Genomic DNA, 12,842 nt, shown 5'->3' on the forward strand with positions numbered 1-12,842 from the left:
GCGCCCCGTTCACGACGACTTCGCCGAGGAGGACTTTGCCGCGGCCCTCTTCGCCGGCTGCTTCTTCTGCGCCGCCTTCTTCGCCGTCCCGGCCTCGGCTTCCGCTTCTGCCTCGGCCTCCGCTACGTCCGCCTCCACCGCCCCCGCGGGCGCCAGCCGCTCCACGCCGTACGCCACCGCGTGCGCGTACGCCTCGTCCGGGTCGAGCCGCCGCAGCTCCTCCGCGATCAGCTCCGCCGTCGTGCGCCGCTTGAGCGCCACGTGCCGCTCCGGCTGCCCCGGCACCGCCAGCTCCGCCAGCGCGCCGTTCGGCCGGTCGAGGCAGATCACGCCGTCCGTCGTCAGCAGCCGCACCGCGGTCAGCCCCGGGCCCGGCGAGCCGGTGCGCTCCACCGGCACCCGCAGCCGTTCGGCCAGCCACAGCGCCAGCAGTTCCGAGGAGGGGTTGTACTCCTCGCCCTCGACCACCGCCGACTCGATGGCCGCGTGCCGCTGGTCGAGCGCCGCCGCCAGCATGCTGCGCCACGGTGTGATCCGCGTCCACGCCAGGTCGGTGTCCCCCGGCGCGTACGCCGTGGCCCGCTGCCGCAGCGCGCCGACCGGGTCCTCGCAGGCCGCCGCGTCCGTGATGCGGCGGGTGGCGAGCCGGCCGAGCAGGTCCTCCGCGGGGTTGTCCGGCGCGTCCTCAGGCCACCACACCACCACCGGCGCGTCCGGCAGCAGCAGCGGCAGCACGACGCTCTCCGGGTGCCCCGCCAGCTCGCCGTGCAGCCGCAGCAGCACCGTCTCGCCGGTGTCCGTCTCGTTGCCGACGCGCACCTCCGCGTCCAGCCGTGCCAGCGCGCGCTCGCGCGGGGAGCGCCCCGGCCGCTTGATGACGACCAGGATCCGCGACGGGTGCTCCTTGGACGCCTGGCTGGCGGCCTTGAGCGCGTCGTAGTGGTTGCCCTCGTCGGTGACTATCACCAGCGTGAGCACCATCCCGACCGCCGGCGTGCCGGTGGCCCGCCGGGCGCCCACGAGCGCGGCGTTGATCTGGGCCGAGGTGGTCTCGGTGAGGTCGATGTTCATGGCCGCCGCCAGCTCCGTCCGTCTCGTGCCAGCATCTCGTCCGCCGCCTTCGGCCCCCAGGTGCCCGCGGTGTACGACGCGGGCTTGCCGTGCTTCGCCCAGTGCTCCTCGATCGGGTCGAGGATCTTCCAGGACAGCTCGACCTCCTGGGGCCGCGGGAAGAGGTTCGCGTCGCCGAGGAGTACGTCCAGCAGCAGCCGCTCGTACGCCTCGGGGCTGGACTCGGTGAAGGACTCGCCGTAGGCGAAGTCCATCGTCACGTCCCGCACCTCCATCGACGTGCCCGGCACCTTGGAGCCGAACCGCACGGTGATGCCCTCGTCCGGCTGGACGCGGATCACCAGGGCGTTCTGGCCCAGCTCCATCGTGTCGGTGGTGTCGAACGGCAGGTGCGGCGCCCGCTGGAAGACGACGGCGATCTCCGTCACCCGGCGGCCGAGCCGCTTGCCTGCGCGCAGGTAGAACGGCACGCCCGCCCAGCGGCGGTTGTCGATCTCCAGCTTGATCGCGGCGTAGGTGTCGGTCCCGGAGTGGGCGTCGATGCCGTCCTCCTCCAGGTAGCCGCGCACCTTCTCGCCGCCCTGCCACCCGGCGGTGTACTGCGCCCGCACCGTGTGCCGGCCCAGGTCCTCCGGCAGCCGCACCGACTCCAGCGCCTTGGTCTTCTCCGCCACCAGCGCCTGCGCGTCGAAGGCCGTGGGCTCCTCCATGGCGGTCAGCGCCAGCAGTTGCAGCAGGTGGTTCTGGATGACGTCGCGGGCGGCGCCGATGCCGTCGTAGTAGCCGGCCCTGCCGCCGATGCCGATGTCCTCGGCCATGGTGATCTGCACGTGGTCCACGTACGACCGGTTCCAGATCGGCTCGAACATCGTGTTGGCGAAGCGCAGCGCCAGGATGTTCTGGACGGTCTCCTTGCCGAGGTAGTGGTCGATGCGGAAGACCTGGTCGGGCTCGAAGACCTCGTGGACGATCCGGTTGAGCTCCTCGGCGCTCTTCAGGTCGTGCCCGAAGGGCTTCTCGATGACCGCGCGCCGCCAGGAGTCACCGGCCGGGTCGGCCAGCCGGTGCTCCTTGAGCTGCTGGACGACCAGCGGGAAGAACTTCGGCGGCACGGAGAGGTAGAACGCGAAGTTCCCGCCGGTGCCGCGCGCCTTGTCCAGGTCCTCGATGGTCGTGCGCAGCCGCTCGAACGCCTCGTCGTCGTCGAAGTCGCCCTGGACGAACCGGAAGCCCTCGGAGAGCTGCTGCCACACCTCCTCGCGGAACGGCGTGCGCGCGTGCTCCTTGACCGAGTCGTGGACGACCTGCGCGAAGTCCTCGTCCTCCCACTCCCGGCGGGCGAAGCCGACCAGGGAGAAGCCCGGCGGCAGCAGCCCCCGGTTCGCCAGGTCGTACACGGCGGGCATCAGCTTCTTGCGCGACAGGTCGCCGGTGACGCCGAAGATCACCAGGCCCGAGGGACCCGCGATCCGCGGCAGCCGCCGGTCCTGCGGGTCCCGCAGGGGATTGGTGTCAGAGCCGGTCACCGTCGACTACGCCCCCTTCGGTGCACGGCGGTCGAGCTCTTCCCGGGTGGAGTCGAGCAGATCGGTCCAGGACTTCGCGAACTTCTCCACGCCCTCGTCCTCCAGCAGGCCGACCACCTCGCCGTACGAGATGCCCAGCTTGTCCAGGGCGTCGAGGTCGGCGCGCGCACCGGCGTACGTGCCGCGCACCGCGTCGCCCTCGATCCCGCCGTGGTCGGCGACGGCGTGCAGCGTGGACTCCGGCATCGTGTTGACCGTCCCCGGGGCGACCAGGTCGTCCACGTAGAGCGTGTCCTTGTACGCCTTGTCCTTCACGCCCGTCGACGCCCACAGGGGGCGCTGCTTGTGGGCGCCCGCCTTCTCCAGCGCGAGCCAGCGGTCCGAGGAGAAGACCTCCTCGTACGCCTCGTACGCCAGCCGGGCGTTGGCGACGGCGGCCTTGCCGCGCAGCGCCTTCGCCTCGTCGGTGCCCAGGGCGTCGAGCCGCTTGTCGACCTCGGTGTCCACGCGGGAGACGAAGAACGAGGCGACCGAGCGGATCTCCGCCAGGTCCAGGCCCGCGGCCTTCGCCTGCTCCAGGCCGGCGAGGAAGGCGTCCATTACCTCCCGGTAGCGCTCCAGGGAGAAGATCAGCGTGACGTTGACGCTGATGCCCTTGCCGAGCACCTCCGTGATGGCGGGCAGCCCGGCGCGGGTGGCGGGGATCTTCACGAACATGTTGGGCCGGTCCACCAGCCAGGCCAGTTGCTTGGCCTCGGCGACGGTGGGGGCCGTGTGGTGGGCGAGCCGCGGGTCCACCTCGATGGAGACCCGGCCGTCCTGCCCCTGGGTGGCGTCGAACACCGGGCGGAGCACGTCGGCCGCGTCGCGTACGTCGGCCGTCGTGATCATGCGGACGGCCTCCTCGACGGTGACGCCGCGGGTGGCGAGGTCCCTGAGCTGGCCGTCGTAGCCGTCGCCCGCAGAGATGGCCTTCTGGAAGATCGTGGGGTTGGTGGTCACGCCCACGACGTGGCTCTCGTCGATCAGTTCGGCGAGGTTGCCGGACGTGATGCGCTTGCGGGACAGGTCGTCGAGCCAGATCGCGACGCCTTCACCGGAGAGGCGCTCGAGTGCGTCGGTCATCGGTATTGCATCTCCTGACATCGTGTCGTCTGTAACCGTCAGCGACTTCCGGCCCGCAGGGATTCCCGGGCCGCGTCGGCGACGGCGTCGGCGGTGAGCCCGTATTCGCGGAACAGGACCTTGTAGTCGGCGGAGGCGCCGAAGTGCTCCAGGGAGACGACGCGTCCGGCGTCCCCGACGAAGCGCTGCCACGTCATCCCGACGCCGGCCTCGACCGCCACCCGGGCCTTGACCGCGGGCGGCAGCACCGCGTTGCGGTACTCCCGCGGCTGCTCGTCGAACCACTCCACGGACGGCATGGAGACCACCCGCGTCGGCACGCCCTCCGCCTGCAACTGCTCGCGGGCGGCGACCGCGAGCTGCACCTCGGAGCCGGTGCCGATGAGGACGACCTGCGGCTCGGCTTCCTCGCCGCCGGGGCCCTCGGCCTCGAACATCACGTAGCCGCCGCGGGCGGTGTCGTCGTTGGCCTCGTACGTCGGCACGCCCTGGCGGGTCAGCGCCAGGCCGTGCGGGGCGCCGACGCCGTACTCCTTGGTGTAGCGGCGCAGGATCTCCCGCCAGGCGATGACCGTCTCGTTGGCGTCCGCCGGGCGGACCACGTTCAGCCCGGGGATCGCGCGCAGGCTCGTCAGGTGCTCGACCGGCTGGTGGGTCGGGCCGTCCTCGCCGAGGCCGATGGAGTCGTGCGTCCACACGTACGTCACCGGCAGGTGCATCAGCGCCGACAGCCGCACCGCGTTGCGCATGTAGTCGGAGAAGACCAGGAACGTACCGCCGTAGACGCGGGTGTTGCCGTGCAGCGTGATGCCGTTCATGGCCGCGGCCATGGCGTGCTCGCGGATCCCGTTGTGGACGGTCCTGCCGTACGGGTCGGCGTCGGACAGCGGGTTGTCGGCGGGCAGGAACGAGGTCGAGCCGGGGATGGTGGTGTTGTTGGACCCGGCGAGGTCGGCCGAGCCGCCCCACAGTTCCGGCACCACCGGGCCGAGTGCCTTCAGCACCTCGCCCGACGCCTTGCGGGTGGCGACGGCCTTGCCGGCCGGGAACGACGGCAGCTTGTCCGCCCAGCCCGTGGGCAGTTCGCCCGCCCGGATCCGGTCGAACTCGGCGGCGCGCTCGGGGTTGGCCTGCCGCCAGGCGGCGAAGCGCTTGTCCCACTCGGCGTGCGCCACGGCGCCGCGCGTGCCCAGCCCGCGGGCGTGCGCGAGCACGCCCTCGTCGACCTCGAAGTGCTGCTCGGGGTCGAAGCCGAGGACCCGCTTGGTCGCGGCGACCTCCTCCGCGCCCAGGGCCGAGCCGTGCGCGGCCTCGGTGTTCTGCGCGTTCGGCGCCGGCCAGGCGATGATCGAGCGGGCCGCGATGAACGACGGCCGGTCGGTGACGGCCTTGGCCTCCTGGAACGCCCGGTACAGCGCTTCGGGGTCGAGGTCGCCGTTCGGCTTCTGCGCGACGCGCTGGACGTGCCAGCCGTACGCCTCGTAGCGCGCGACGGTGTCCTCGGAGACGGCGGCGGCGGTGTCGCCCTCGATGGAGATGTGGTTGTCGTCCCAGAGGAGTATGAGGTTGCCCAGCTTCTGGTGGCCGGCCAGCGAGGACGCCTCGTGCGAGATGCCCTCCTGGAGGCAGCCGTCGCCCGCGACCACCCAGATGTGGTGGTCGAACGGGGAGGTGCCGGCGGGGGCGTCGGGGTCGAAGAGGCCGCGCTCGTAGCGCGCGGACATCGCCATGCCGACGGCGTTGGCGACGCCCTGGCCGAGCGGCCCGGTGGTCGTCTCGACGCCGGCGGTGTGCCCGTACTCGGGGTGCCCGGGGGTCTTGGAGCCCCAGGTGCGGAACGCCTCAAGATCGGCCAGCTCAAGGCCGAACCCGCCCAGGTAGAGCTGGGTGTACAGGGTCAGGCTGGAGTGGCCCGCGGAGAGGACGAAGCGGTCCCGGCCGGTCCACTGCGGGTCGGCGGGGTCGTGCCGCATCACCTTCTGGAAGAGCGTGTACGCGGCGGGGGCCAGGCTCATCGCCGTGCCGGGGTGGCCGTTGCCGACCTTCTGTACGGCGTCCATGGCCAGGACGCGTGCGGTGTCCACCGCGCGGTCGTCCAGTTCGTTCCACCCGAAGTCGGTGGTCGGCTGCGTGCTCACCCTTGTTCAGGGCTCCTCTCTCCACGGTCGGGAACTCCGGCGACCGGAAAGCACCGGGCGCCTTCGAGCCTATCCCGCTGAAATCCAGACTGCCGTTGCCGGGCCGGTTGCGCCTGCCGGACGGCACCCGGGCGCCCGCTCCTGGGGCCGGTGCGCACGGCTCCAACACGGGGCACCCCCCGCGCGGGGGGCCGATACGCAGCGTCTACAGTGACGACGTACAGAAATCCCTTGACCGCGAGCAGAGGTGTCCGTGACGGCCGTCGAATCCCGACCCGCAGGGGTACTCGGGCAGGGCACTGCGCACCGGCCGACCGGTGCCCGGGTCAAGGCGTTCGTGGCGCTGACCAAGCCGCGCATCATCGAGCTGCTGCTCATCACCACCGTTCCGGTGATGTTCCTGGCCGCCGAGGGCGTGCCCGACCTGTGGCTGGTGCTCGCCACCTGTATCGGCGGCTACCTCTCGGCCGGCGGTGCCAACGCGCTGAACATGTACCTGGACCGGGACATCGACGCGCTCATGCACCGCACCGAGCAGCGGCCGCTGGTGACCGGGATGGTCCGGCCCGCAGAGGGGCTGGCCTTCGGCCTGGCCCTGACGGTGGTCTCGACCGTGTGGTTCGCCACACTCGTCAACCCGCTGTCGGCGGCGCTCGCGCTCGGCGCGAACCTCTTCTACGTTCTCGTCTACACGATGCTGCTGAAGCGGCGCACCTCGCAGAACATCGTCTGGGGCGGCATCGCCGGCTGCATGCCGGTCGCCATCGGCTGGTCCGCGGTGACGAACTCCGTCTCCTGGGCCTCGCTGATCCTCTTCCTGGTGATGTTCTTCTGGACGCCGCCGCACTACTGGCCGCTGTCGATGAAGGTCAAGGACGACTACGCGCGCGTCAAGGTGCCGATGCTGCCGGTGGTGGCGTCGAACAAGGTCGTGGCGCGGCAGATCGTCGCCTATAGCTGGGTGATGGTCGCCGTCTCCCTGCTGCTGTGGCCGCTGGGCTACACCGGCTGGTTCTACCCGGTGGTGGCCGCGGTGCTCGGCGCGGTGTGGCTGCGCGAGGCGCACGGGCTGCTGCGGCGGGCGAAGAGCGGGGTCGCGGGCGCGAAGCTCAAGGAGATGCGGCTCTTCCACTGGTCCATCACCTACGTGTCGCTGCTGTTCATCGCGGTGGCCGTGGACCCCTTCCTGCGCTGAGTCCCTTCCTGCGCTGAGTCCCTTCCTGCGTCGACTTACCGGCGGGTAGCATCTGCCGCATGAGCGACGACGACCGCAGGACCCGCAAGCTCACCCGGCAGATCGAGTCCTTCGCCGGCCGCCACGGCGGCGCGCGGGGGCAGGTCGCGTACCTGGGCGAGCCGGGGGCCCGGCTGGTGCTGGTCGGGGCGGACGGCACGTGGGGCGACCTGGTGGCGCCGAGCATGCGGAGCGCGACGGCGGCGGCCGAGGCCGCGGGAGTGGCGCTGCAGGAGGACTTCGACGGCGACCTGGCGGCGGGGGTACGGACCGGCCCGTACGAGTGGACGCGGATGGCCGGAATGCAGATGGGCGGCCACCCGAACCCGGGCGTGGCGCGGAAGAAGCCCGCGACCGAGCCGGAGCCCCGGGCCGAGACCGCAGACGCCGCCGTCGAGCCCGGCGCGGAGACGGCCGCCGCGGACGGTTCGGCCCCGGACCGCGGCGAGAAGGAAGCGGAGACCGCCGAGGACGCGGCGTCCGCGGAGCCCGAGGCGGACGAGAAGACCGGCTGACCCCGGAGCGGCCCGCCGCCCCGCGGGCGCCGCTACGGCGCCGAGGACCCCACCGGCCGTGCCTCCGCCGGCACCGCCGGCGGCGGGACCTCCGCGGGCACGGCCTCCGGCCGGTGCCGCAGCGAGACCACCACCCGCAGCACCGCGATCCACACCAGCGTCGAACCGAACAGGTGGATCATGACCAGGAATTCGGGCACGTCGGTCAGGTACTGCGCGTAGCCGACGACGGCCTGCGACATCAGCACCAGGAACAGGTCCCGGGTGCGGGACAGCGGCCCCGGGGGGCCGTCGACGAGCTTCAGCGTCACCCAGATCGCGATGGTCAGCGCGACCACCGCCCACGCCGTGAACGAGTGCACCTTCGCCGCGTGGTCCCAACTGATCCACCCCATCCGGGGCACGTCGCTGGAGTCGCCCGCGTGCGGCCCGGTGCCGGTCACGACGGTGCCGGCGGCCAGCAGCAGGACGGACATCGCCACCAGCGCCCGGGTCAGCCGGCGCACCACGGCGCCGACGAGCAGGTCCGGCCCGCCGTCGCCCTCGCGGGCGCGGTGCCAGGTGAGGTACGTGATCGTGATCAGCCCGGTGGCGAGCAGGAAGTGCGCGGCGACGGTGTACGGGTTCAGCTCGGTGAGCACCGCGGCGCCGCCGAGGACGGCGTTGCCCATGACCACCCAGAACTGCACCCAGCCCAGCCGCGTCAGCTCGCGGCGCCACGGCTTGGTGGCGCGGGCGGCGACGATGGCCCAGCCGACGGCGGCGCACAGCACGTACGTGAGCAGCCGGTTGCCGAACTCGATGGCGCCGTGCACGCCCATCTCGGACGTCGCCAGCAGGCTGTCGTCCGAGCACTTGGGCCAGGTGTCGCAGCCGAGCCCGGAGCCGGTCAGCCGGACGGCGCCCCCGGTGACGACGATGACGATGCTCATCAGCAGTGCGGAGAGCGTCGCGCGCTGGACCGTCTGCTGCGTCGGGGTCCAGCGCTCGGCGATGTGGGCGAGGGGGTTCAGCACGGCGCCTATCGTATGCCGCCCCTTGTGCGCGGTTTCACGAGGGGTGAGCCGCCCGTTTCCGTACGCCCGTAGGCCCCGGTCGGCGCCGGGTCACTCCCAGCGGAAGAACCGCGCGGCGGCCCCGAGTCCCAGCACCGCCCAGCCGGCCAGCAGCCCCAGGTCGCCCCACGGCATGCCGCCGCCGTCCTGGAGGACGTCCCGCAGGCCGTCCGACAGGGCCGCGACGGGCAGCACTTCGAGCACCGCGCGGGCGCCGTCGGGGAACTTCTCCAGCGGCACGATCACGCCGCCCGCCACCAGCAGCAGGACGAAGACGAGGTTCGCCGCGGCGAGCGTCGCCTCCGCGCGCAGCGTGCCGGCCATCAGCAGCCCCAGGCCGGAGAACGCGGCCGTGCCCAGCGCGACGAGCAGCACCACGGCGAGCGCACCGCCGGCACCGCCGCGCGGCGACCAGCCGAGCGCCAGCGCGATGGCGGTGAGGAGGACGAGTTGCACGGCGATCGTGGCCAGCACCGCCGCCGCCTTCGCCGCCATCAGCCCGGCGCGCGGCAGCGGTGAGGCGCCGAGCCGCTTCAGCACGCCGTAGCGGCGGTCGAAGCCGGTGCCGATGGCCTGGCCGGTGAAGGCGGTCGCCAGGACGGCGAGCGCGATGGCGCCGGGGGCGAGGAAGTCGACGCGCTGGCCGGGTCCGGTGTCGACGACGTCGACCGTGCCGAAGAGGAGCAGCAGCACCGCCGGGATGATCATGGTGAGGAGCACCTGCTCGCCGTTGCGCAGGAGCAGCCGGGTCTCCAGCCCCGCCTGCGCGGCGACCATGCGGCGCAGCGGCGCCGCCCCGGGACGCGGCGCGTACACGCCGGTCCCCGCCTGCCGAGCATTCATGCGCGCAGGTCCCTTCCCGTCAGTTCCAAGAAGACGTCCTCCAGCGTGCGCCGCTCCACCGTCATCTGCTCCGGCAGCACCCCGTTCTGCGCGCACCAGGTCGTGACCGTGGCCAGCAGCTCCGGGTTGATCTCGCCGGTTATCCGGTACGAGCCCGGGGCCAGCTCCAGCGCCGCGGTCTCCGTCGGCAGCGCCTTCAGCAGCGAGCCGAGGTCGAGCCCCGCGCGGCCGGTGAAGCGCATGGTGTTCTCCGCGCCGCCGCGGCACAGCTCGTCGGGAGCGCCCTCGACCAGCAGCCGGCCGCCGTCGATGATCGCGACCTTGTCGGAGAGCTGTTCCGCCTCGTCCATGTGGTGGGTGGTGAGCACCACGGACACCCCGTCTGCCCGCAGCTCGCGGATCAGCTCCCAGGTGGCGCGGCGGGCCTGCGGGTCGAGGCCCGCGGTCGGCTCGTCGAGGAAGACCAGCTCGGGGCGGCCGACGATGGCCATGGCCAGCGCGAGCCGCTGCTGCTGGCCGCCGGAGAGCCGGCGGTAGGGGGTCCGGCCGCAGGAGCCGAGGCCCAGCCGCTCGATCAGCGCGACGACGTCGAGGGGGTGGGCGTGCAGCCGGGCGATATGCCGCAGCATCTCCTCGGCGCGGGCGGCCGGGTAGACGCCGCCGGACTGCAGCATCACGCCGACCCGGGGCCGCAGCTCCGCGGCGTCGGCGAGGGGGTCGCGGCCGAGGACGCGGACGGTGCCGGCATCCGGGCGGCGGTAGCCCTCGCAGATCTCTACGGTGGTCGTCTTGCCCGCGCCGTTGGGGCCGAGGACGGCGGTGACGTCGCCGCGGGCGGCGGTCAGGTCGAGCCCGGCCACGGCGGTCTTCCCGCCGTACCGCTTGACGAGGCCGGACACCGCGACGGCCGCGTCGGTGGAGGGCTGTTGCATGAGTGCGAGTCTAAAGAGCCCGCGGGCCCGGCCGGCGCCGCCCCGGGAGGGTTCACGCCAGGGGGTGGGCGGATCCCGCACGGAACTTAGGTAACCCTAAGTGATGTATTCCACCGCACGGTGATCGAGGCCCGGCTTGTCGCACCCCGGCGAATTAAGCAACAATGGCGTTGTGAAAAACGTGGACCCGGGTGGGAGCACGGCGAAGGACCAGGCGGCCGGGCCGGCCGCCGGTGCTGCCGTGCCCGGTGACGGGACGCGCAACCGCGTGGCCCGCTCCATCCTCGACCACGGCCCGTCGACCGCCGCCGACCTCGCCCACCGGCTCGAACTCACCCCCGCCGCCGTCCGGCGGCACCTCGACGTGCTCGTCGCCGAGGGCATCGTGGAACCCCGCGACCAGCGGGTCTACGGGACCCGCGGGCGCGGCCGGCCGGCCAAGGTCTTCGCCCTGACCGACTGCGGCCGCGACGCCTTCGACCAGGCGTACGACCAGCTCGCCGCCGACGCACTGCGCTGGATCGCCCAGAGCGCGGGCGGCGGCGTGCGGGGGGAGGCGGCCGTCGCCGCCTTCGCCCGCGACCGGGTCGCCGAGCAGGCCGAGCGGTACGCCGCGGAGCTGGCCGGCATGCCGCCCGAGAGCCGGGTCGAGGCCCTTGCCCGGCTGCTCTCCGAGGACGGGTACGCTGCCACCGCGCGCAGCGCGCCCGGTGCCCCCGGCGAGCAGCTCTGTCAGCACCACTGCCCGGTGGCGCACACCGCCGAGCAATACCCGCAGCTCTGCGAGGCGGAGACCGAGGTCTTCTCCCGCTTGCTCGGCACCCATGTGCAGCGTCTGGCCACCATCGCCCACGGCGACGGGGTGTGTACGACGTTCGTCCCCGAAATCCGCGAGCACCACGCTCGCAGGCAGCCACCGACATCCGGGAGGAACCCCGCATGACTGCGCCCATCGAGACCGCTTCCCCGGAGCATCCCGAGCTCGAAGGTCTGGGACGCTACGAGTACGGCTGGGCCGACTCGGACGCGGCCGGCGCCGCCGCGAAGCGCGGCCTGTCCGAGGACGTCGTCCGGGACATCTCAGGCAAGAAGTCCGAGCCCGACTGGATGCTGAAGACCCGGCTCAAGGGCCTGCGGCTCTTCGGCAAGAAGCCCATGCCCACCTGGGGCTCCGACCTCTCCGGCATCGACTTCGACAACATCAAGTACTTCGTCAGGTCCACCGAGAAGCAGGCCCAGTCCTGGGAGGACCTGCCGGAGGACATCAAGAACACCTACGACAAGCTCGGCATCCCCGAGGCGGAGAAGCAGCGCCTGGTCGCCGGCGTCGCCGCGCAGTACGAGTCGGAGGTCGTCTACCACCAGATCCGCGAGGACCTGGAGGAGCAGGGCGTCGTCTTCCTGGACACCGACACCGCGCTCAAGCAGCACCCGGAGCTGTTCAAGGAGTACTACGGCACGGTCATCCCGCCCGGTGACAACAAGTTCGCCTCCCTCAACACCGCGGTGTGGTCCGGCGGCTCGTTCATCTACGTCCCCAAGGGCGTGCACGTCGAGATCCCGCTGCAGGCGTACTTCCGGATCAACACCGAGAACATGGGCCAGTTCGAGCGGACGCTGATCATCGTCGACGAGGGCGCGTACGTGCACTACGTCGAGGGCTGCACCGCGCCGATCTACCAGTCGGACTCGCTGCACTCCGCGGTCGTCGAGATCATCGTGAAGAAGAACGCCCGCTGCCGGTACACGACGATCCAGAACTGGTCGAACAACGTGTACAACCTGGTCACCAAGCGCGCGGTGGCCTACGAGGGCGCGACCATGGAGTGGGTCGACGGCAACATCGGCTCCAAGGTCACCATGAAGTACCCGGCGATCTACCTGATGGGTGAGCACGCCAAGGGCGAGACGCTGTCCGTCGCCTTCGCCGGCGAGGGCCAGCACCAGGACGCCGGCGCCAAGATGGTGCACATGGCGCCGAACACGTCGTCCAACATCGTCTCCAAGTCGGTGGCGCGGGGCGGCGGGCGGACCTCGTACCGCGGCCTGATCGAGATCGGCGAGGGCGCGGAGAACTCGAAGTCCAACGTCCTCTGCGACGCCCTGCTGGTCGACACGATCTCCCGCTCGGACACCTACCCGTACGTCGACGTCCGCGAGGACGACGTGACGATGGGCCACGAGGCGACCGTCTCCAAGGTCAGCGACGACCAGCTCTTCTACCTGATGCAGCGCGGCCTGTCCGAGGACGAGGCGATGGCGATGATCGTCCGCGGCTTCGTCGAGCCGATCGCCAAGGAACTGCCGATGGAGTACGCGCTGGAGCTCAACCGGCTGATCGAGCTGCAGATGGAGGGCGCGGTCGGCTAGCCGGCCGCCGTACGCCCGCACAGGCCGGAACAG

11 protein-coding genes are annotated in these 12,842 nt (G+C 72.0%); 4 read left to right on the plus strand and 7 right to left on the minus strand.

The features are described from left to right. Positions 1-9: 9 nt before the first annotated feature. From opcA to tkt, 4 genes are read right to left on the minus strand one after another with little or no spacing between them, the layout of a single operon-like run. Positions 10-1,071 (minus strand): glucose-6-phosphate dehydrogenase assembly protein OpcA, encoded by a 1,062-nt coding sequence (gene opcA, locus CXR04_RS28900; RefSeq protein WP_101425167.1) that lies wholly within the window; start codon positions 1,069-1,071, stop codon positions 10-12. Next, the gene (gene zwf / locus CXR04_RS28905) at positions 1,068-2,597 is read right to left on the minus strand and encodes a glucose-6-phosphate dehydrogenase (RefSeq protein WP_101425168.1); all 1,530 of its coding nucleotides are present in this window, start codon (positions 2,595-2,597) and stop codon (positions 1,068-1,070) included. Before zwf ends, opcA begins: the two co-directional genes overlap by 4 nt. Before the next feature lie 6 nt (positions 2,598-2,603). Then, a complete protein-coding gene (gene tal / locus CXR04_RS28910) occupies positions 2,604-3,722 on the minus strand; it encodes a transaldolase (RefSeq protein WP_101425169.1) in 1,119 nt (372 codons plus the stop codon). Between the two features lie 38 nt (positions 3,723-3,760). After that, on the minus strand, positions 3,761-5,860 hold the full coding sequence (gene tkt / locus CXR04_RS28915) for a transketolase (protein ID WP_101425170.1): 2,100 nt from the start codon (positions 5,858-5,860) through the stop codon (positions 3,761-3,763). Between the two features lie 253 nt (positions 5,861-6,113). On the opposite strand from tkt, the gene CXR04_RS28920 reads away from it, so the two are divergent. Together CXR04_RS28920 and CXR04_RS36715 are read left to right on the plus strand one after the other, a co-directional pair. After that, complete coding sequence (locus tag CXR04_RS28920) at positions 6,114-7,055, plus strand: heme o synthase (RefSeq protein ID WP_101426663.1); 942 nt, start codon at positions 6,114-6,116, stop codon at positions 7,053-7,055. Between the two features lie 59 nt (positions 7,056-7,114). Continuing rightward, the gene (locus tag CXR04_RS36715; protein ID WP_324843124.1) at positions 7,115-7,609 is read left to right on the plus strand and encodes a hypothetical protein; all 495 of its coding nucleotides are present in this window, start codon (positions 7,115-7,117) and stop codon (positions 7,607-7,609) included. A gap of 32 nt (positions 7,610-7,641) precedes the next feature. On the opposite strand, the gene CXR04_RS28930 is transcribed toward CXR04_RS36715, so the two are convergent. The 3 genes from CXR04_RS28930 to CXR04_RS28940 all read right to left on the minus strand — a co-directional run bounded on the left by CXR04_RS28930 (position 7,642) and on the right by CXR04_RS28940 (position 10,439). Beyond that, entirely contained in the window at positions 7,642-8,625 is a 984-nt protein-coding gene (locus tag CXR04_RS28930) for a COX15/CtaA family protein (RefSeq protein WP_101425171.1), read from the minus strand. 90 nt (positions 8,626-8,715) lie between these two features. Next, positions 8,716-9,507: an ABC transporter permease gene (locus CXR04_RS28935; RefSeq protein WP_101425172.1), complete on the minus strand. Its 792-nt coding sequence runs from the start codon at positions 9,505-9,507 to the stop codon at positions 8,716-8,718. Then, positions 9,504-10,439: an ABC transporter ATP-binding protein gene (locus tag CXR04_RS28940; protein ID WP_101425173.1), complete on the minus strand. Its 936-nt coding sequence runs from the start codon at positions 10,437-10,439 to the stop codon at positions 9,504-9,506. Before CXR04_RS28940 ends, CXR04_RS28935 begins: the two co-directional genes overlap by 4 nt. Positions 10,440-10,620: 181 nt before the next feature. Between CXR04_RS28940 and CXR04_RS28945 the strand changes: the two genes are divergently transcribed. Both CXR04_RS28945 and sufB read left to right on the plus strand, forming a co-directional pair. Beyond that, complete coding sequence (locus CXR04_RS28945) at positions 10,621-11,382, plus strand: helix-turn-helix transcriptional regulator (protein ID WP_101425174.1); 762 nt, start codon at positions 10,621-10,623, stop codon at positions 11,380-11,382. Then, on the plus strand, positions 11,379-12,809 hold the full coding sequence (gene sufB, locus CXR04_RS28950; protein ID WP_101425175.1) for a Fe-S cluster assembly protein SufB: 1,431 nt from the start codon (positions 11,379-11,381) through the stop codon (positions 12,807-12,809). Before CXR04_RS28945 ends, sufB begins: the two co-directional genes overlap by 4 nt. Positions 12,810-12,842 lie beyond the last annotated feature (33 nt).

This window comes from Streptomyces sp. CMB-StM0423, assembly GCF_002847285.1.
GTDB lineage: Bacteria > Actinomycetota > Actinomycetes > Streptomycetales > Streptomycetaceae > Streptomyces.

Excerpts from the sequence above, each read along its gene's own strand:
- CXR04_RS28940 (WP_101425173.1), bottom strand. The coding sequence starts at position 10,439 with ATGCAACAGCCCTCCACCGACGCGGCCGTCGCGGTGTCCGGCCTCGTC.
- opcA (WP_101425167.1), bottom strand. The coding sequence starts at position 1,071 with ATGAACATCGACCTCACCGAGACCACCTCGGCCCAGATCAACGCCGCG.
- CXR04_RS36715 (WP_324843124.1), top strand. The coding sequence starts at position 7,115 with ATGAGCGACGACGACCGCAGGACCCGCAAGCTCACCCGGCAGATCGAG.
- tal (WP_101425169.1), bottom strand. The coding sequence starts at position 3,722 with ATGACCGACGCACTCGAGCGCCTCTCCGGTGAAGGCGTCGCGATCTGG.
- CXR04_RS28935 (WP_101425172.1), bottom strand. The coding sequence starts at position 9,507 with ATGAATGCTCGGCAGGCGGGGACCGGCGTGTACGCGCCGCGTCCCGGG.
- sufB (WP_101425175.1), top strand. The coding sequence starts at position 11,379 with ATGACTGCGCCCATCGAGACCGCTTCCCCGGAGCATCCCGAGCTCGAA.